This is a genomic window from Caballeronia sp. LZ034LL (assembly GCF_031451215.1).
Classification (GTDB): domain Bacteria; phylum Pseudomonadota; class Gammaproteobacteria; order Burkholderiales; family Burkholderiaceae; genus Caballeronia.
This window is the reverse complement of record NZ_JARUXR010000004.1, coordinates 1,126,030-1,144,590: the sequence shown is the minus strand read 5'-3', so window position 1 is coordinate 1,144,590 and position 18,561 is coordinate 1,126,030. Positions and strand designations below refer to the sequence as shown.

Annotated in this window: 23 protein-coding genes; 11 read left to right on the top strand and 12 right to left on the bottom strand. The window is 64.7% G+C overall.

From position 1 onward, the window contains the following. Positions 1 to 56: 56 nt before the first annotated feature. Positions 57 to 521, bottom strand: coding sequence for a hypothetical protein (locus QCE83_RS32690; RefSeq protein WP_309820746.1), 465 nt, complete (start codon positions 519 to 521; stop codon positions 57 to 59). A 165-nt stretch (positions 522 to 686) separates the two neighbouring features. Here QCE83_RS32690 and QCE83_RS32685 point away from each other — a divergent pair, with 165 nt between their 5' ends. Continuing rightward, entirely contained in the window at positions 687 to 836 is a 150-nt protein-coding gene (locus QCE83_RS32685) for a hypothetical protein (protein WP_309820744.1), read from the top strand. An 87-nt stretch (positions 837 to 923) separates the two neighbouring features. Here QCE83_RS32685 and QCE83_RS32680 read toward each other — a convergent pair whose 3' ends face one another. Further along, positions 924 to 1,544 carry a DUF3005 domain-containing protein gene (locus QCE83_RS32680; protein WP_309820742.1) on the bottom strand — a complete coding sequence of 207 codons (621 nt, stop codon included), beginning with the start codon at positions 1,542 to 1,544 and terminating at the stop codon, positions 924 to 926. Positions 1,545 to 1,825: 281 nt separating this feature from the next. Here QCE83_RS32680 and QCE83_RS32675 point away from each other — a divergent pair, with 281 nt between their 5' ends. Further along, on the top strand, positions 1,826 to 2,059 hold the full coding sequence (locus QCE83_RS32675) for a hypothetical protein (RefSeq protein WP_309820740.1): 234 nt from the start codon (positions 1,826 to 1,828) through the stop codon (positions 2,057 to 2,059). Between the two features lie 154 nt (positions 2,060 to 2,213). Continuing rightward, on the top strand, positions 2,214 to 3,206 hold the full coding sequence (gene epsC / locus QCE83_RS32670; RefSeq protein WP_404986041.1) for a serine O-acetyltransferase EpsC: 993 nt from the start codon (positions 2,214 to 2,216) through the stop codon (positions 3,204 to 3,206). 73 nt (positions 3,207 to 3,279) lie between these two features. Here the strand turns inward: epsC and folE are convergent, their stop codons facing one another. From folE to QCE83_RS32650, 4 genes are all read right to left on the bottom strand, one after another. Then, positions 3,280 to 3,933, bottom strand: a complete 654-nt coding sequence (gene folE, locus QCE83_RS32665; protein ID WP_309820737.1) for a GTP cyclohydrolase I FolE — start codon at positions 3,931 to 3,933, stop codon at positions 3,280 to 3,282. 95 nt (positions 3,934 to 4,028) lie between these two features. Then, a complete protein-coding gene (locus tag QCE83_RS32660) occupies positions 4,029 to 4,232 on the bottom strand; it encodes a hypothetical protein (protein ID WP_309820734.1) in 204 nt (67 codons plus the stop codon). A 62-nt stretch (positions 4,233 to 4,294) separates the two neighbouring features. Then, positions 4,295 to 4,747: a VOC family protein gene (locus QCE83_RS32655; protein ID WP_309820732.1), complete on the bottom strand. Its 453-nt coding sequence runs from the start codon at positions 4,745 to 4,747 to the stop codon at positions 4,295 to 4,297. A gap of 14 nt (positions 4,748 to 4,761) precedes the next feature. Then, positions 4,762 to 5,193: a nuclear transport factor 2 family protein gene (locus QCE83_RS32650; RefSeq protein WP_309820730.1), complete on the bottom strand. Its 432-nt coding sequence runs from the start codon at positions 5,191 to 5,193 to the stop codon at positions 4,762 to 4,764. Positions 5,194 to 5,330: 137 nt separating this feature from the next. On the opposite strand from QCE83_RS32650, the gene QCE83_RS32645 reads away from it, so the two are divergent. Then, complete coding sequence (locus QCE83_RS32645; protein ID WP_309820728.1) at positions 5,331 to 5,966, top strand: TetR/AcrR family transcriptional regulator; 636 nt, start codon at positions 5,331 to 5,333, stop codon at positions 5,964 to 5,966. Between the two features lie 25 nt (positions 5,967 to 5,991). On the opposite strand, the gene QCE83_RS32640 is transcribed toward QCE83_RS32645, so the two are convergent. Further along, positions 5,992 to 7,374 (bottom strand): MFS transporter, encoded by a 1,383-nt coding sequence (locus tag QCE83_RS32640; protein ID WP_309820727.1) that lies wholly within the window; start codon positions 7,372 to 7,374, stop codon positions 5,992 to 5,994. 318 nt (positions 7,375 to 7,692) lie between these two features. Here QCE83_RS32640 and QCE83_RS32635 point away from each other — a divergent pair, with 318 nt between their 5' ends. Together QCE83_RS32635 and QCE83_RS32630 are read left to right on the top strand one after the other, a co-directional pair. Continuing rightward, positions 7,693 to 8,646: a 2-hydroxyacid dehydrogenase gene (locus QCE83_RS32635; RefSeq protein WP_309820725.1), complete on the top strand. Its 954-nt coding sequence runs from the start codon at positions 7,693 to 7,695 to the stop codon at positions 8,644 to 8,646. A 65-nt stretch (positions 8,647 to 8,711) separates the two neighbouring features. Next, positions 8,712 to 9,608 (top strand): LysR substrate-binding domain-containing protein, encoded by an 897-nt coding sequence (locus QCE83_RS32630; RefSeq protein WP_309820722.1) that lies wholly within the window; start codon positions 8,712 to 8,714, stop codon positions 9,606 to 9,608. Here the strand turns inward: QCE83_RS32630 and QCE83_RS32625 are convergent. The 4 genes from QCE83_RS32625 to QCE83_RS32610 form a co-directional block, all read right to left on the bottom strand. Further along, entirely contained in the window at positions 9,592 to 10,968 is a 1,377-nt protein-coding gene (locus QCE83_RS32625; protein ID WP_309820720.1) for an aspartate aminotransferase family protein, read from the bottom strand. The two genes, QCE83_RS32630 and QCE83_RS32625, sit on opposite strands and share 17 nt — an antisense overlap. A 17-nt stretch (positions 10,969 to 10,985) precedes the next feature. Next, a complete protein-coding gene (locus QCE83_RS32620) occupies positions 10,986 to 12,317 on the bottom strand; it encodes a glutamine synthetase family protein (protein ID WP_309820717.1) in 1,332 nt (443 codons plus the stop codon). A gap of 148 nt (positions 12,318 to 12,465) precedes the next feature. After that, the gene (locus QCE83_RS32615; RefSeq protein WP_309820716.1) at positions 12,466 to 12,660 is read right to left on the bottom strand and encodes a hypothetical protein; all 195 of its coding nucleotides are present in this window, start codon (positions 12,658 to 12,660) and stop codon (positions 12,466 to 12,468) included. Positions 12,661 to 12,668: 8 nt separating this feature from the next. Beyond that, positions 12,669 to 12,866 (bottom strand): hypothetical protein, encoded by a 198-nt coding sequence (locus QCE83_RS32610; protein WP_309820713.1) that lies wholly within the window; start codon positions 12,864 to 12,866, stop codon positions 12,669 to 12,671. A gap of 8 nt (positions 12,867 to 12,874) precedes the next feature. On the opposite strand from QCE83_RS32610, the gene QCE83_RS32605 reads away from it, so the two are divergent. Genes QCE83_RS32605 through QCE83_RS32590 form a run of 4 tightly spaced genes read left to right on the top strand, consistent with a single transcriptional unit; the run spans position 12,875 to position 17,481 of the window. After that, the gene (locus QCE83_RS32605) at positions 12,875 to 14,755 is read left to right on the top strand and encodes an ABC transporter permease (protein ID WP_309820711.1); all 1,881 of its coding nucleotides are present in this window, start codon (positions 12,875 to 12,877) and stop codon (positions 14,753 to 14,755) included. Continuing rightward, positions 14,752 to 15,522, top strand: coding sequence for an ABC transporter ATP-binding protein (locus QCE83_RS32600; protein ID WP_309820709.1), 771 nt, complete (start codon positions 14,752 to 14,754; stop codon positions 15,520 to 15,522). The genes QCE83_RS32605 and QCE83_RS32600 overlap by 4 nt, the downstream gene beginning before the upstream one ends. Further along, positions 15,513 to 16,226: an ABC transporter ATP-binding protein gene (locus QCE83_RS32595; RefSeq protein ID WP_309821204.1), complete on the top strand. Its 714-nt coding sequence runs from the start codon at positions 15,513 to 15,515 to the stop codon at positions 16,224 to 16,226. Before QCE83_RS32600 ends, QCE83_RS32595 begins: the two co-directional genes overlap by 10 nt. Before the next feature lie 43 nt (positions 16,227 to 16,269). Further along, the gene (locus QCE83_RS32590; RefSeq protein WP_309820707.1) at positions 16,270 to 17,481 is read left to right on the top strand and encodes an ABC transporter substrate-binding protein; all 1,212 of its coding nucleotides are present in this window, start codon (positions 16,270 to 16,272) and stop codon (positions 17,479 to 17,481) included. Positions 17,482 to 17,485: 4 nt separating this feature from the next. Here the strand turns inward: QCE83_RS32590 and QCE83_RS32585 are convergent, their stop codons facing one another. Next, complete coding sequence (locus tag QCE83_RS32585) at positions 17,486 to 18,058, bottom strand: DNA-3-methyladenine glycosylase (protein WP_309820705.1); 573 nt, start codon at positions 18,056 to 18,058, stop codon at positions 17,486 to 17,488. Between the two features lie 59 nt (positions 18,059 to 18,117). Between QCE83_RS32585 and QCE83_RS32580 the strand changes: the two genes are divergently transcribed. Continuing rightward, positions 18,118 to 18,561, top strand: coding sequence for a low affinity iron permease family protein (locus QCE83_RS32580; protein ID WP_309820703.1), 444 nt, complete (start codon positions 18,118 to 18,120; stop codon positions 18,559 to 18,561).

The following is an 18,561-nucleotide window of genomic DNA, read 5'->3' as shown; positions in this document are numbered from 1 at the left end:
AACAGCCGCGCCCGCTTCATGGATTACAAACGTGGGGTTTCGAATGCGCCACCGTTTCAGCGCTTTGCAATGCGCGGCGGCATCGGCGAGACGAGATACAGCGACGCTGCCAGCTTGCAGACCAGACCGGCGCCGCAGACCAGTGCGGCGGCAGGGAACGCATGCCATTGCATGCCGATGGTCGGCGCCACCAGCGCCACCGAAATAACGCCGATGGCGACCGTGAGCCAGCGCGCCCATTGCAGCCGCGACGCGACGCACACATACAGCATGCCGATCAGCACGCGCGAAACGATCGACGCCGCCACCGGATGGCTCGACGCATCGCCCGGCAGGCCGATAGCGAGCGCCAGCGCGAATTCGGCCCATGAGAGCGCGTAAGCGGCGCCGAGACACGCCATCGCGGAGGTGAAGCGTTGTTCCGGTGCGGTCAGCGGCTGCTGCGTTGCGGGAAGTGCCTGCAGGTCTTCCGTGTCGTCCGTGTTGTTCTGATAGCCGTCGTACGCATGGATCGTGGTCATTGGCCTTCCCCTTTATCGATCTACGGTCAGTCGCGTTGTTTTTGTGCGGCGCATGGTCGCGATTAAGCATGCGCAACCATCGTGCCTGCTGCATTAGTTCAATTTAAAGCCGAGGCACGCGCGTTGCAGGTATCCGTGCGTCCACCACAACTTAAGGAGCCAGCAATGACCACCAAGGAACAACACCCGCATTCCGAACGTGACGAAGAGGATCTCGACAAGGCCGTCGAGGATACTTTCCCGGCGAGCGATCCTCCCGCGACGGGCGGCGTGACCCGCATCGAGTCCGATGACGAGCCGAAGGAAAAGAAGTGAGGCTTCGGCTTCGGCCGATACTGCTATCGAATGAATAAAGCCGCATCATAGATGCGGCTTTACTCTTCTCGCGAGCCGAAACCCACCTCAGCCGCGATCGATCTCGAACAGCCGGGACGGGCGCAAGTGATTGAGCGCGTAGTGCTTGCGCCCGCGCAAGGTATGGCCGTGGGCGTCGCGCCCTTCGAAGCGCACGCGATCTTCCACTTCCGGAACCGTCGGCGCGACCATGCCGCGATCGATCATCCGATAACCCCGCTCCAGTGCGAGCAGCAGGCCGTTGCGCGCCGGACGGCTGTCGAAGCCGCCGAGGCCGTCGCCGGCTTCGGGCACATGATTCACCGGCGTCGCGTTCGAATTGATCACCGCGTCCGGCTCATGCGCGCGCATTTCCATGTCGCGCTTTGCCTCGCGATTCTTGCCGTCGGCATCGACGGTGTCGTCAGGGCCCTCGTCGTTGGCAATATCAACGCCGCGCGGCGGTCTTTCATAGGTGCCTTGCGGTCCGACGTGCATGCCATCGCGCGTCGTCTCCGCGCGCACGCCGCTCCGGGCACCCGCGCCCGCATGCGCCTCGCCGCCCGCGGCGGCCTTCTGCGCATCTTCCATCCGCACATGCGCGGTTTCGGAGCCGGGCGTCTTGATCGGACTATCGGCGGCGCGCTTCGTCTGCTTGTCCTGCGGCTCGTTTGCTTCAGCGTTGTTCATCGCATTGCTCCGTTGGATCTGAACCATCCGGTTGGCTCGCAAGGTTCGTTCCGGCTTTCTGGCGACGGAGCCGCGGCCCCTGTCATAGCGCGCCTTGCAGGCAAACGAAAATTTTCGGGATTTTTTTTCAACCCCAAGCCGATTTCCAGCAAGTATCATTTGGAACCTGTCGGCGGCAAACTGCAAGACGGGATGCGGGCAATCAGGAGGACGCATCCCACACGCCGTCTACGAAGCGCATTGCCATTCGAACGAGCAGGGCACTTTCACACAGGTGACTCATGCAACACGATGCAGCCTTTTCACATCGAGGCTACCTTCTAAACTGCGCGCCCGCCCGGGCCGGAGATGGCAGCTACCAGCCCTACGTGGTGATCTCGCGATCGAGTGACGGTGAACTCGTCGCGAACCGCTTCTTTCCCACCGACCTGCGCTTCCGCGACGAACACGAGGCCATCGCGCACGCGCGCGACTGGGCCGTGCGCTGGATCGACGCCAGTAACGTAACGGTGTGACGGTGTTCACGTAACGCCGCGGTACACGGCACGCGACACATCAGGCGCCGTGCGGCAAGGCGGGGCAAAACCGGTTACGCTTGATCTTTCATCCGCCGTGCGCGTTACGTATCGCGTGTCACGGCGGCGGTTTTCCCTCGATCCATGCCCGCCCATGCAGAACACGCCCAAGTTCGGCGCCGTATCGCCGCTCGAACCTTCTCACGAGATCTCCCGCGACGCCGCACAGGAATGGGGCCTCGCGCGAATCGTCGCTGACCTGCGCCAGTCGCGCGAGGAACTGCATCGCACGCGTCATCCGCTGGGCATACGCGAACTGCCGTCGCGCGAGGCGATCGTCAGGATCGTCAACGGCCTGCGCTCCGCGCTTTTCCCCACGCATTACGGCGCGCCCGATCTGACCGACGAAAGCGTCGACTATTACGTCGGCCAGACGCTGGAGAGCACCTTGCGTCTGCTGCACGAGCAGATTCGCCGCGCGCTGCGGTTTCTGCCCGAGCATCGCGACTCTGCCGACGCCGAAGTCAGCGCGCGCGCCTTCGCGATCGCACGCGAGTTCGGCGAACAGTTGCCGGCCATCCGCGCGCTGCTCGTCAGCGACATTCAGGCGGCTTTCAGCGGCGACCCGGCGGCACAGCACATCACCGAAATCCTGTTGTGTTATCCGGGCATCTGGGCCATGACGCATCATCGTCTGGCCCACGCGCTGCACAAGCTCGGCGTGCCCTTGCTGGCGCGCTTTATCAACGAGATCGCGCATTCGCTGACGGGCATCGACATCCATCCGGGCGCGACCATCGGGCCGAGTTTCTTCATCGACCACGGGACGGGCGTCGTGATCGGCGAGACGGCGATCATCGGCCAGCACGTGCGCGTGTACCAGGCCGTGACGCTCGGCGCGAAGAGCTTCCCGTCGAGCAGCGACGGCTCGCTCGTCAAGGGCAATGCGCGGCATCCAATCGTGGAAGACGATGTGGTGATCTATGCCGGCGCGACCATTCTGGGCCGCGTGACGATCGGCCGGGGTTCGGTCATCGGCGGCAATGTGTGGCTCACGCATAGCGTGCCGCCGGGAAGCAACGTATCGCAAGGCAAGGTGCGCGAAGGGTCGGGCGCCGATGCGCCGGGCAACGGCTACGGCGCATGAACCCGTCGCGTGCGCGATGAAACGAAAAGGGCCTCGCAGCGAGCGAGGCCCTTTTACATGCAGGATCGGCCGATCAGGTGTTGGAGACGCTGAACGCGTTCTGATTGCCGACGATGGACAAAAATTCGCGCCGCGTGGACGGGTCGTCGCGGAACGAGCCAAGCATGCGCGAGGTGACCATCGAAACGCCGGCCTTGTGCACGCCGCGCGTGGACATGCACTGATGCGCGGCCTCGAGAATCACGCCGACGCCGAGCGGCTGCAAGACTTCGTTCAGCGTGTCGGCGATCTGTGCGGTCATTTTCTCCTGAATCTGCAGACGCTTGGCGAAGGCATCGACGAGCCGCGCCAGCTTCGAAATGCCGACGACGCGTTCGTTCGGCAGATACGCCACGTGCGCGCGGCCGATGATCGGCACCATATGATGTTCGCAGTAGCTTTCGAAACGAATGTCCTTCAGGACGATCATCTCGTCATAGCCCTGCACTTCGGAAAACGTGCGCGCCAGGATCTCATGCGGATTCTGCGTATAGCCCGCGAAGAATTCTTCGTAGGCGCGTACGACACGGCCCGGGGTGTCGAGCAGGCCCTCCCGAGCGGGGTCGTCGCCGGCCCAGCGCAACAGCACACGCACGGCGGCTTCGGCTTCCTCGCGGCTTGGACGATCACCGGCTTTGTCAGCGGGGATGTCCGAGCCTGAAAGATGGTTCTTGCGCGGGGCGCTCATCGAAAACTCCTGTCGGTCGAATGCGAGACGCGCCGGTCATGGAAGGAGACCGGCACGCCGCCATTGTTCCACGTTTTCGATGGCCGCTATGCGGGTCAGGTCTTTCCGCCTCCGTCGATGCCCGAGCCCGTGCGCCATACCTGCTTGCCTTCCTCGGTCAGTTCGCCGCAACTGCGGTCGCGGTCGGGCTCGGTTCCGGGCTGCGCCATGGGGCCGCCTGTCTGCTCCTGCGACGTTTGCTGCTTGCCCTTGCGTTGCGCGATGCGGTCTTCCTGCGAACGTCCGGCGTAGTTGCTCATGTCGCTTCTCCTTTCGGTTTAGGCGATGAAAAGCGCGCAAGCCGTGTTCCCGCCGTGTGCGGCTAGCGTTGAGCGGACGGATGTTCGAGACCGCCGAGCACCATCCACGACACGCCGAACTTGTCCGCGACGATGCCGAAGCGCTTGGCGAAGAAGGTGGACGCCATGGCCATCTGCACCTGGCCGCCATCGGACAGCGCGTTGAAATACTGCTCGGCCTGCTGTTCGTCGTTGGCGGTCAGCGAGAGCGAGATGCCCTTGAATTCCGGCTTGCCGTTGCACCAGCCGTCGGACGCCATGACGACGGAGTCGCCGATGGTCAGTGCCGCGTGCATGATCTTGTTCTCCGATCCGGGCGGCATGTTGCAGCCGCCGTCGCTGCCCTGATCTTTTCCGGCTTCGGGATTCTCGCTGTAGCGCATCATCATGACGACCTGCGCGCCGAGCTTCTCGCGATAGAACGTGATCGCTTCTTCACAGCGGCCTTCGAAAAACAGATAGGGTTGCACTTGCATGTCCGCTCCTTGGGTTATGACTTCTCGTCCGGGTCCATATCCATCATCAGCGGCACGGAGGCGTGTTCGTGCACGACACGCCATTCGCCGCCGATCTTCCTGAAACATACGGTGGCGCGCACGATGTCTTCCTGCTCGCCCACGGCGACGCGGTTGACGGTGTGCGCGAAGGCCAGGTCACCGCTTGCCGCGACCTCCACGTCCCGCATCTCGAATGCAAGCGGAGCTTTCATGCTGTCGAACCAGCGCTGCCAGTGCTCGCGATACGGCTCGACGCCTCTCACCGATGCAGGCGGCACGACGTCGAACACGAAGACATCCGCTGCGTAATGACGCACGAGCGCGTCGACATCCTTGGCGAGCACCGCCTGCCGCCATGCTTCGATCAACGCACGAATGCGCCGGACATCTTCCGTTTCCTGCGCACGATCGTTCGACGGGTTCATGAGCGTCTCCTTCCGTTGCGTTTGCCTGCGACGCGGATTTATTTTTGCTTGTGTACACCGTCCACAAAAAGTAGCAGAGATAATGGACAGTGTCCACATCGGCAAACACCTGAATAATCTGAAATAACATGCCGCCCATGACGAACGGAATGCAGCGCAGCACGTATCGCCACGGCGACTTGCGACGTGCGCTGATCGATGCGGGTATCGAACTCGCTCGCGAAGGCGGGCCGGATGCCATCGTCCTGCGCGAGGCCACGCGCCGCGCAGGCGTCGCGCCGAACGCGGCGTATCGGCACTTCGACAGCCGTCAGGAGTTGTTGTCGGCGGTGCGCTCGGCGGCGTTGTCGTACGTCGCGCAGGCGATGGAGGAGGAGCTGGCGGCGCGGCCCAGGAAGCGCAGCCGCGCGGATGCGGCGCGCGCCGGATTGCGGGCGGTCGGCGCCGGATATCTGCGCTTCGCGCAGTCAGAAACGGGACTGTTCCGCACGGCCTTTGCGGCGTCGCGCACGGAATGGGGCGAGCATGCGGAAGCGTACGGCGCCGGGCCGGGCGGACTCGATCCCTTCCAGTTGCTGAGCCGCGCGCTCGACGACATGGTGACGACCGGCGCCCTCGATGCAACGAGGCGCGACGGCGCGGAATACCTGGCGTGGAGCGCGGTGCATGGCTTCGCGCTGCTGCTGATCGAAGGCCCGCTGAAGGGGATGGACGACGCGCAGATCGGGCCGCTGGCGGAGCGCCTGCTCGCGATGGTCGAGCACGGTCTTTGAAACGCAGACGACCCGCTGCACGACTCTACTTCGCTGACGATTCCTCGCCCGCCACCGGCTCGACCACGCTGATGAGCAACAGCAGGCACAGCAGCGCAGTGCCGACCATGTACAGGAACACGGCGGTCCAGCTGTAGCGGTCGAGCAGCAGGCCGACAGCGAGCGGTGCGCACGCGCCGCCAATCTGTCCGAGCGAATTCACGATGCCGAACGCGGTGGGGTAGGTGGCCTTGGTCGCGAGCCCCATCGGATAGGCGGAATAGCCTGCGAAGCCGATGCCCAGCATGAGGCCCGCGAGCATCAGCGCACCGCCGAGATACGCGACGCTGTCGGGTGCGTCGATCAGCAGGAAGGTCATGATCATCGTGCCGAGCGCGCCGAGCATCATCATCGGCTTGCGGCGGCCGCCGAGCAGGCGGTCGGAGATGATGCCGCCGAGCACGTTGCCCGTGACCGCGCCGATGAACGGCGCCGACGCGAGAAAGCCCATCTTCACCGAGGCGAAGCCCTTTACCGTGACCAGATAGGTCGGGATCCACGAGATGAAGATGTTGCTGATGCCGATCATGCAGCCATAGCCCAGCGCAATGCCGAAGATGTTCCATGAACCGAACACCTGGCGGATCGTCTCGAGTTGCGGCACGCGCTTGGTGCGGTTGATAGCGTCGAGCCGGGGCATCGGCGTCATTTGCGTGCGGATGGGCGCGCGTCCACCGTGCTGGCCGTCGTTCGATTCGTCGGCGATATAGCGGCGCTCGGCGGGCGAGCAGAAGCGGTTCTCATCGGGCGAGTTGGTCACCAGCACGAGCCACACGAGCGCCAGCACGATGCCCGGAATGGCGAAGACGTAGAAGATCTCACGCCAGCCCCACAGATTGATCACGATGATGCAGACCGAAGGCACGATCAACGGACCGAGCTTGGACGCGGCGATCCACAGGCCGGCGGCCGTGCCTTTCTCGCGTTTGGGAAACCAGCGGTTGATGACGTTGGTGCAGCCGATGCCGAGCGGTCCTTCCGAGAGGCCCAGCCCCACGCGGTAGGTCATCAGCAACAACACTGACGAGGTCGTGCCCATCAGTCCCGTGAACACCGACGTCAGGATCATGAAGACCGAGAACAGCAGCCCGGCGGTGCGTTCGCTGAGCCGCTTGTAGAGCAGGCCGACCGGAAGCTGTACGAAGCCGTAGGCGAACGAAAACAGGCTGACGATCAGGCCGGCCTCGGTGTTGCTGATGTGATATTCCTTCTTCAGATACGGCAAGGCGATGCCGAAGTTCGCGCGATCCGCGCAGGCGATGGCCCAGATGCAGAAGATCAGGCCCATCACGACCCAGCGATGTTTCGTGCGCTTCTCGCTGGTGGCGTCCGCATGCGACGAAGCGACGATGCCGTCGGCGTTGCTCATCGTGCTGCCTCCTTGCCGGACGGCGCAGCGACATTCAGGAACGGGGGAAATGAAGGGCAGTCAGGGCGCAGGCTCACGCTGTTGTCTCCGGATCGTTATGGAGGCTTTTTTATTGATATGCCTTCCGATGCTTCAAATTGTGGAGACGCCCCGCAAGAGCGTCCAATCTTTTATTGCTATTACCTGATTCCCGGATTGAATCGATGGGCGCTGCATCCAGGAGTGGATCAACTGATAGCGTTTTGGGATTGGACGCGTGCGCGCAAAGCACGCATGATGCGCTCCACATCGGTCATCGAATGAGAGGAAGCGCATCACATGAAGCCGCATATTCTGCAACTCAATCCCATCCTCGTTCCCGCGATCAACCAGAAGCTCGATGCGCTCTACGTCATGCACCGGCTCTACGAGCAGGACGACAAGGAAGCCTATATCCGTGAGCACGGCGCAGCGATTCGCGGCGTGATTACCGGCGGTCATACGGGCATTTCGAACGACATGATCGAACGCCTGCCGGGTTTGCAGGTGATCGCGGTGAACGGTGTCGGCACCGATGCCGTCGATCTCGCCTTCGCGCGTTCGCGCGGCCTGCCGGTGACGGGCACCTTCGGCGCGCTGACCGAAGACGTCGCCGATCTCGCCATCGGACTGATCCTCACGGTGCTGCGCGAGATCTGCTCCGGCCACGACTTCGTCAAGACCGGCAAGTGGCCCGCCAATCCGAGCCCCGCGGCGATTCCGCTGTCGCGCCGTTTCAGCGGCAAGCGCGTGGGCATCGTGGGCCTCGGCAAGGTCGGCCGCGCGATCGCGCAACGCGCCGAAGCCTTCGGCTGTCCGATTGCCTATACCGACGTGCGAGAGATGAACGACGTCGCGTATGCCTATGTGCCGGACTTGCTGTCGCTGGCGCGGACCAGCGACATCCTGGTGCTCGCCGCGGCTGCGGACAAGGCGCAGGGCATCGTGAACGCCGCCGTGCTCGATGCGCTGGGCAAGGACGGTTATCTGATCAACATCGCGCGCGGCAAGCTCGTGGTGGAGAGCGACCTGTGCGACGCGCTGGCAAGCGGCGCGATTGCAGGCGCGGGCCTCGATGTGTTCGTCGACGAGCCCAACGTGCCGGCCGCCTTGCTGGCGAGCGAGCGCGTCGTATTGCAGGCGCATCGCGCGAGTGCAACGGTGGAATCGCGCACGGCGATGGGCGAGATGGTGCTTGCGAGTCTCGCGCAGGCACTGGCGGGCCAGCGCCCGGAAGGCAGCCTGACGACCTGATGCGCGCATGAGCTGCGCCGCGACGAACCTATAATGATCGGCACCTCCATCAACGTCGATGACGAATGCTCGATCTCGGACAAGTACGTTGCTTCGTCGCTGCGGCGACCGAACTGAACTTCAGGCGCGCCGCTGCGTTGCTCAACATGACGCAGCCGCCGCTTTCCCGGCAGATTCATCTGCTCGAAGAGAACCTGGGCGTGCAGCTGTTCGAACGCATCGGCCGCACAGTCAGGCTGACCACGGAAGGCCGCGTGTTCCTCGCCGACGCCACGCGTCTGCTGAATCTCTCCGAACAGGCCGAGAGCACCGTGCGGCGCGCCAGCACCGGCAAGACGGGGCGGGTGCGCATCGCGTTCACCGGCGCAGCGGGTTACGAGCTGATTCCGGGACTGCTCGTCGCGGCGAAGCAGCACTTGCCGGATATCGATGTCGTGTTGCTGGAGATGATCTCGGTGGCGCAGATCGAGGGCTTCGAGGCCAATGCCATCGACCTGGGTTTTCTGCGGCCGCTGCCGTCGCGGCAGAAAGTGGAGTTCATGCTGGTCGAGCGCGAGCCGATGATCGTCGCGTTGCCCGCCGGACACGCACTGTGCGCCTTCGCACAGCTTGAACTCAGGCAACTGCACGAGCAGGCGTTCATCATGCACTCGCCCGCGCATGGCAAATACTTCCACGACCGCATCATGGGCCTCCTCGCGGCCGAGGACGTGGCGCCGCAATTCACGCAATACATCGACCAGACGCCGACCATACTCTCGCTCGTGCGCGCGGGTCTGGGCGTGTCGATCCTGCCGGCATCGTCGCAGCGCTTTCACTACGACAACGTGGCGTTCAGGGAAATCGCGGGCCATACCGTTCACGCGGAAATGAGCATGGCGTGGCGCACGGATCAGGACAATCCCGCCGTCACGGCCTTCCGGCACATGGCGGCGGACTACTTCGTCAAGCGGCGCGCCTGATGGCTTGTGCAGTCGCGTCGATGGCAGCGCGCGCCTTCTGCACGATCTCGTCGATCTCTGCATGCGTGACCACCAGCGGCGGCGAGAGCAACATGCGGTCGTCGCTCGCGCGCATGACGAGATTGCCTTCGAAGGAGAAGTCGCGGCATAGCGTGCCGATGGCATCGGTAATGTCGAAACGCTTGCGCGTGGCCGGATCTTCCGCGAGCTGAATGCCCGCGACGAGTCCCGTTCCCGCAATCTCGCCGACGATCGGATGATGCGCGAGCGCCTCTCTCAGGCACCGCTGGAAATAGGGCCCGGTATCGTGCCTGACGCGCGTCACGATGCCCTCGTCGCGCAACAGGTTCAGATTCGTCACGGCCACCGCGGCCGCGAGCGGATGGCCAGAATACGTGAAGCCGTGATTGAACTCGCCGCCCTCGATGATCGCGTCCGCGATGGCATCGGAGAGCGCGACGGCGCCCATCGGCACGTAGCCGCTCGTGATGCCCTTGGCCATCGTGATGACATCCGGCTCGAAGCCGAAGTGCTCATGCGCAAACCATTCGCCGGTGCGCCCGAAGCCGCCGATCACTTCATCGGCGATCAGCAGCACGTCATGTTCGCGGCAGATGCGCTGGATTTCCGGCCAGTAGCTCGCGGGCGGAAAGATCACGCCGCCCGCGCCCTGGAACGGTTCGCCGATGAACGCCGCGACCTTGTCCGCGCCGAGTTCGAGAATCTTCGCTTCGAGCTGGCGCGCGCATTCGAGGCCGAAGTCGTGCGGGTCCATCGTGCCGCCTTCGCCGAACCAGTAAGGCTGGCCGATGTGCGCAACATGTTCGAGCTTCGACAGCATCTGCTCGTGCATGCCGGTCATGCCGCCGAGCGTCGCGGCCGCGATGGTCGAGCCGTGATACGCGTTGTGGCGCGCGATCACATGCCGCTTCTCCGGCTTGCCCTGCACGGCCCAGTAGCGATGCACGGCACGCAATGCGGTGTCGTTCGCTTCGGAGCCGCTGTTGCAGTACAGGAAGCGATTGAAGCGCGTGGGCAGCAGTTCCGCGAGCAACGCCGACAGTTCCGCCACCGGCGGATGCGTCGTCTTGAAGAAGGTGTTGTAGTAGGGCAGTTCGTGCATCTGCCGGCAGGCGGCATCGATGAGTTCCTGCCGTCCATAGCCGAGGTTCACGCACCACAGCCCCGCCATGCCGTCGATGATGCGCACGCCTTCCGAATCCCGCAGATACACGCCTTCGCCGTGCACGATCACGCGGCTGCCTGTGCGATTGAGCGCGCCCATGTCGGAAAACGGATGCAGGTGATGCGCGGCGTCGAGCGCCTGATAGTGAGCGGTCCAGTCGATACGATCGTTCATGTCGTTGTCTCCCTGAGTCAGACGTGCAGCAACAGATGCTTGCGTTCCCATGAACTGATGACACGGAAAAACGCTTCGTTCTCGGTTTCTTTCAGCGCGAGATACGCGCGCACGAAGGTTTCGCCGAGCAGTTCCGCCAGCGGCTGGCATGCGCCCATCAGCGCGAGGCCTTCGTCGAGATTGCGCGGCAGCTGATACGGCTGGCGATAGCCGTCGCTCGCGAGCGGCGCGGTGGGCTCCAGATGCTGCGTCATGCCGAGATAACCCGCCGCGAGCGTGGCGGCCATCGCCAGATAAGGATTGCAGTCCACGCCGGGAATGCGGTTCTCGACGCGCCGCGCCTGCGGTGCGGCATGCGGCACGCGAAAGCCCACGGTGCGGTTGTCGTAGCCCCATTGCACGTTGATCGGTGCGGCCATGAAGCGCGACAGCCGCCGATACGAATTGATGTAGGGCGCAAAAATGGGCATCAGCGCGGGCGTGTACTTCTGCAAGCCGGCGATATAGCTATAGAACAGGCCGGTGGGTTCGCCGTCGCGGCCGGAGAAGAGATTGCGGCCGGTGTCCGCGTCGACGATGCTCTGATGCACGTGCATGGCCGAGCCGGGTTCGTTTTCCATCGGCTTGGCCATGAAGGTGGCGTACATCTGATGACGCAGCGCCGCCTCGCGCACCGTGCGCTTGAAGAGGAACACGCGGTCCGCGAGATTCAATGCGTCGCCATGCATGAAGTTGATTTCCATCTGCGCCGCGCCGACTTCGTGGATCAGCGTGTCCACCTCCAGTTCCTGCACTTCGCAATACTCGTAGATGTCCTCGAAGAGCGGATCGAATTCGTTGACGGCATCGATGGAATACGCCTGGCGTCCGGTTTCCGCGCGCCCGGTCCGGCCGACCGGTGGCTTGAGCGGCAGGTCCGGGTCGCGGTTCATGTCGACGAGAAAGAACTCCAGTTCGGGCGCGACCACCGGACGCCAGCCCTTTGCCGCGAACTGCTGCAGCACCTGGCGCAGCACGCGCCGCGGCGAAATGGCGACCGGCGTGCCGTCGAAATGCACGCAATCGTGGATCACCTGCGCAGTCGGATCGGCGGCCCAGGGAATCAGGCGGATCGTGTCGGGATCGGGTACGCAGATCATGTCGGGATCGGTGACGCCGGTGATGCCGGTCTCGGGGTAATCGCCCGTCACGGTCTGCAGCATCACGGCTTGCGGCAGGCGCATCGGCTCGCCCGACTCGAACTTGCTGCGCGGAATGATCTTGCCGCGCGCGGTGCCCGCCATGTCGGGAATGATTGCCTCTACTTCGGTGATGTGATGGTGTCGCAGGAATTCGTCGATGCGGTCCATGAGTGTGCTCTCGTAGATTCAGGGCGCACGCGTCCCCGGCGCTCGCGAAGCATCGCGAGCGCGCAAGGCAACGACGCGCGCGGGTTCCGCGTGCGGTGCGGTCAGCTAAAGTCAGCCAAGGTCAGTCAGAAGGGGAAGGAGAGAGGCGCTACGGCAGCAGCGAGGCCGCGCCGACGCAATGCACGGCGATGAACGCGCGCGCGGCAATGGCATTGCGCCGCCGCACGCCGCGGCGGGACAGGGCGGTGAGATCCGACAGGAAGCGGCAGTCGGGAAGCATGCCGCAGCGATCGGTGCAGGCGCGGCGCGAGGGCCGGCGTGCCAGAGGGCTTTGGACTTTCACGATGACACTCATTGAGCGAGTTGAGTCAGGCGCCGTCGCCAGGCTGACGATGACCCTACAGCGAGCATATACGAGCCATGCATGCCGTCAACCCCGGTTTTCCATTCGTCCATGGCGACGGATTTTTGCTTCGCGCGGGCGTCGTTGCACAATTCATCGATAATGTCGGCTCTTTTGTCCGTCATCGGCCCTTCGCCCTTCGTCATCGAGCCTGATGCTCTCGAACCTGCTCGTCCAACTCGTCAATGGCCTCGCCGACGCCTGCGCGCTGTTTCTCGTCGCCTCGGGTCTCTCGCTGATCTTCGGCGTCACACGCATCGTCAACTTCGCGCATGGCTCGCTGTACATGCTCGGCGTGTATCTCGCGTACAGCCTCACGAGCCGCTTCGGCGCGAGCGTCGCGGGATTCTGGGCCTCGCTCGCCGGCGCGGCGCTGGCGGTCGGCTTGCTGGGCGCGGCGATCGAGGTGACGGTGCTGAGGCGCATCTACCGCGCGCCCGAACTGTTCCACCTGCTCGCCACGTTCGCGCTGGTGCTCATCATCCGCGACGCCGCACTGTGGCTCTGGGGCCCGGAAGACCTGTTCGGCCCGCGTGCGCCGCATCTCGAAGGCGCCGTGCAATGGCTGGGTCACGCGCTGCCTACTTATGACCTCGCGTTGATCGTGATCGGTCCGCTGGTGCTGCTCGCGCTCTGGTATGCGCTCACGCGCACGCGCTGGGGCACGCTCGTGCGCGCGGCGAGCGCGGACCGGGAAATGCTCGGCGCGCTCGGCGTCAACCAGGCGTGGCTCTTCACCGGCGTGTTCTGTGTCGGCGCGATGCTCGCCGGCCTCGGCGGCGCGTTGCAGGCGCCGCGCATGTCGGCGAACCTGTCGCTGGACCTCGACACCATCGGCAATGCGTTCGTGGTCGTCGTGGTCGGCGGCATGGGTTCGATTCCGGGCGCGTTCGTCGCGGCGCTGCTGATCGCCGAGATCAAGGCGCTGTGCATCGGTATCGGCCATGTGTCGATTGCGGGCATCGACTTCTCGCTGTCGAAGTTCACGCTGGTGGCGGAGTTCGTCGTGATGGCGGTGGTGCTGGTGCTGCGTCCGTGGGGGCTGTTCGGACGTCCTTCAAGCGTCGCGCGGTCGGCCGCGCCCGCCGAGCGGCCGCTCGTGCCCGCCACGCGAGCGATGAAGCTGGCCGCCGCTGCCGTGGTGCTCGCGCTGGCCGCCGCGCCGCTCGCCGCCGATGCTTTCCCCTACATGCCGGTGCTCTTCGTCGAGATCATGATCGCCGTGCTGTTCGCCGCGAGCCTGCACTTCATCATGGGCCCGGGCGGCATGCATTCGTTCGGGCACGCGGCGTACTTCGGACTCGGTGCATATGGCGCGGCGCTCGTCCTCAAGCTGTTCGCGCTGCCGATGGAACTCGCGCTCGTGCTCGGCCCGTTGCTCGCGGTCATCGGCGCGCTGGTCTTCGGCTGGTTTTGCGTGCGGCTGTCGGGCGTCTATCTCGCGATGCTCACGCTCGCGTTCGCGCAGATCGTCTGGTCCGTGGTGTTCCAGTGGGATGCGGTGACGGGCGGCAGCAACGGCATCCTCGGCATCTGGCCGGCGCCGTGGCTGTCGTCGCCGGTGGCGTTCTATTACCTGACGCTCGGTTTCGCGGTGCTCGGCGTGTGGCTGTTGCGCCGCATGCTGTTCGCGCCGCTCGGCTTCGCGATGCGCGCGGGCCGCGATTCGCCGTTGCGCGCCGAAGCCATCGGCGTGAACGTGGCGCGCGTGCAATGGGCGGCGTTCGTCGCTGCCGCGCTCGTGTGCGGCTTCGCGGGATCGCTGTATGCATTCTCGAAGGGCAATATCTCGCCCGAGGTCATCAGCGTCGGGCGCTCGGTGGACGGCCTCGTGATGGTCCTGCTGGGCGGCATCCAGACGCTCGCCGGACCGCTCGTCGGCGCGAGCGTGTTCACGTGGCTGCAGGACACGGTCGCGCGCCAGACCGACTACTGGCAGGCGCTGCTCGGCGCGGCCATCCTGCTGCTGGTGATCGCGTTTCCGCAGGGCATCGCGGGCTTCGTGCGCGAGCGCTTCGCGAGGGATGCATCATGACCCTCTTGAGCGTCGCGCATCTTTCGAAATCCTTCGACGGCGTCAAGGCCGTGGACGACGTCTCCTTCGACCTTGAAGCAGGCCAGCTTCTTGCGCTGATCGGCCCGAACGGCGCGGGCAAGTCCACCTGCTTCAACATGATCAACGGCCAGCTGAAACCGACCTCGGGCGCGATCCGTTTCAACGGCCACGACATCGCCGGCCTGCGGCCACGCGAGATCTGGCGGCGCGGCGTGGGTCGCACGTTCCAGATCGCCGCGACCTTCAACTCGATGACCGTGCTCGAGAACGTGCAGATGGCGCTGCTGTCGCACGAGCGCCGCCTGTTCAGTCCGTTCGGCCGGGTGGCGTCGTGGCGCGAGCAGGACGCGCTGGACCTGCTCGATCTCGTCGGCATGGCCGGGCATGCGCGGCGCAGCTGCGCGGTGCTGGCGTATGGCGATGTGAAGCGCGTGGAACTGGCGATTGCGCTGGCGCACGGTCCGAAGCTGCTGCTGATGGACGAGCCCACCGCCGGCATGGCGCCGCAGGAACGCAACGCGCTGATGGCGCTGACCGCCCGGCTCGCGAAGGAGCGCATGATCGGCGTGCTGTTCACGGAGCACAGCATGGACGTGGTCTTTGCGCATGCCGACCGGCTGATCGTGCTGGCGCGCGGCCGTCTGATCGCGCAGGGCGACGCCGCCACCATCCGTAACGATGCCCGCGTGCGCGAAGTGTATCTCGGCACAGGGGCATCGTTCTCGCCGCGCGGGGAATCGGCATGAGTCTGCTGAAAGTTGCCGGACTGAATGCGTTCTACGGCCGCGCGCAGATTCTTTTCGACGTCGGCTTCGAAGTGGCGCGTGGCGAGGTCGTCGCGCTGATGGGCCGCAACGGCGCGGGCAAGTCCACCACGATGAAGGCCGTGATGGGCTTGTTGCCGCGTGTGTCGGGGGCGGTCTCGTTCATGGGCGAGGACATCGCCGGCATGGCGCCGCACCGGATCGCGCGCAAAGGGCTGGGCTACGTGCCGGAAGACCGCCGCGTGTTCGGCGATCTGACCGTGATGGAGAATCTCGATACCGGACGTCAGCCGCCGCGCGAAGGCGCCCCGCGCTGGACACCTGAGAAGCTGTTCCACGTGTTTCCGAATCTCGGCGAAATGCGCGAGCGCCGCGCGAGCCGCATGAGCGGCGGCGAACAGCAGATGCTTACGGTGTCGCGCACGCTGATGGGCAATCCGCGTCTGGTGCTGCTCGACGAACCATCGGAAGGCGTGGCGCCGGTGATCGTCGAACAGATGGCCGACATGATCCTGACGTTGAAGCGAGAAGGCCTCGCCATTCTGTTGTCCGAGCAGAACCTGCACTTCGCGGAGCTGGTCAGCGACCGCGTCTATGTGCTCGAACGAGGCCAGGTGCGCCATACCGGCGCGATGAACGCATTCGCGCGCGACGACGCCGCGCGCCGTGAATTCCTGGGCGTATGACCCCATCCGCCCGAACCGCTTATTCAAAAGAGGAGAGGCATCCATGACGATTCGTGCGGGCATCCCGCTGCGCCTGACGCTTGCCGCGACGGCGGTGCTTGCCGCGAGTATCGGCGCCGCGCGCGCCGATACCATCAAGATCGGCGAGATCAACAGCTACAAGGCTCAGCCAGCGTTTCTCATGCCCTACAGGAACGGCTGGAATCTCGCGCTGGACGAGATCAACGCGACGGGCGGCGTCAACGGCAACAAGCTGGAAGTCGTTTCGCGCGACGACAACGGCAACCCGGGCGACACGGTGCGCGTCGCGCAGGAACTCGTTACGCGCGAGCAAGTGAAGCTGTTGTTCGGCGGCTATCTGTCGAACACGGGCCTCGCGCTCGCCGACTACGCGAAGCAGCGGCGCATCTTCTTCCTGGCGGCGGAACCGCTGACGGACAAGATCGTCTGGCAGGACGGCAACAAGTACACGTATCGCCTGCGGCCGTCCACCTACATGCAGGTCGCGATGCTGGTGCCCGAAGCGGCGAAGCTCCACAAGAAGCGCTGGGCGCTGGTGTACCCGAACTACGAGTACGGGCAGTCCGCGGTGGCGACCTTCAAGCGGCTGCTGAAGGCCGCGCAGCCGGACGTCGAGTTCGTCACGGAACAGGCGACGCCGCTCGGCAACGTGGACGCCGGCGCGGTGACGCAGGCGCTCGCCGACGCGAAGCCCGACGCCATCTTCAACGTGCTGTTCAGCGCGGACCTGGGCAAGTTCGTGCGCGAGGGCAATACGCGCGGTCTGTTCAAGGACCGGGCGGTGGTGTCGCTGCTGACGGGCGAGCCCGACTATCTCGATCCGCTGGGCAAGGAAGCGCCGGTCGGCTGGATCGTGACGGGTTATCCGTGGTATTCGATCGATACGCCCGAGAACAAGAAGTTCGTCGCGGCCTATGAGGCGAAATATCACGACTATCCGCGGCTCGGCTCGGTGGTCGGCTACACGGCGATGATGTCGATTGCCAACGGCCTGAGAAGAGCCGGTTCGCCCGATGCCGACAAGCTCGCCGCTGCCTTCAAGGGCCTGCCGGTGAACACGCCGTTCGGGCCCATCACGTATCGTCCGCAGGACAACCAGTCGACCATGGGCGCGTATGTGGGCGTGACGGGGCAGAAGGACGGCAAGGGCGTGATGACCTCGTTCCGCTATGTGGATGGCGCGAGCGTCCAGCCCTCGGACGCCGAGGTGAAGAAGCTGCGTCCGGCGGAGTAACGCGTCAGGACTTCGGAAAGGGCTTGCTGACGAATTTCGACCCGGCGAGCCCGAAGCGCCAGGGCACGTCGACGGCCTTGGTCAGGCCGATGCGCGGGCCGCTCACGATGGGAAAGTCTTCCTCGGGCGGCTCGATATGAAACGGCGGCTCGAACAGCGACATGCCGTTGTTCCGGTGCGTGATGGCGAGCGCCTGCGCGAGGCGTCCCGGTCCCGAGCAGAGCAGCTTCACGGGTTCGAGCCCGCGCCGCTGGCGCATGGCATGGAGGCCGGTCAGCGGTTCGATGGCGCGGATCAGCACGCCCGCGCCGTGGCCCGGTTCGCGGCACACGAAGTTCATGCACCAGTGGATCCCGTACGAGCGATAGACATACACATGCGCGGGCGGCCCGAACATTGCTGCATTGCGCGGCGTCGGGCCGGAGAAGGTATGTGACGCGGGATCTTCGCGGTCGTAGGCTTCCGTCTCGACGATGCGGCCGCCGACGCCGTCCACCGTCACGATCGCGCCGATCAGGCGTTGCGCGACGATCTCGGAAGGCGCGTAGAAATCGATGGGAGTGGGCTGGGTGTTCACGAGCGCTATTCTAAGTCGTGCGTGGACACCGCGTCCGCCAACGACTCAGGAGACGCCGAATGAAGACCTCATGGTTTCTGCGATTCTCGAATGCGCTCGCGCAGGTGGCGGGCCACGCATCGACCTTTGTCATTGCGGTCGTGCTGGTGATCGTCTGGGCCATCTCGGGCCCGATGTTCCATTTCAGCGATACCTGGCAGCTCGTCATCAATACGTCGACGACCATCGTCACGTTCCTGATGGTGTTCCTGATCCAGAACACGCAGAACCGCGATACCGCCGCCATGCAGATCAAGCTCGACGAGCTGATCCGCGCGATGGACCGCGCGCACAACGCGCTGCTGGATCTGGAGGAACTCGACGAGAAGGAACTCGCGGTGTTCCGCAAGCGTTACGAGAAGCTTGCGCAGGAAGCGCGGGAGGATCTGCGTTCGGCGGGCAGTGATATCGAGATGCCGGCGTTCGAGCGCGGCCGGAAACGCTCCGGCGAACCGGAGCGGTAG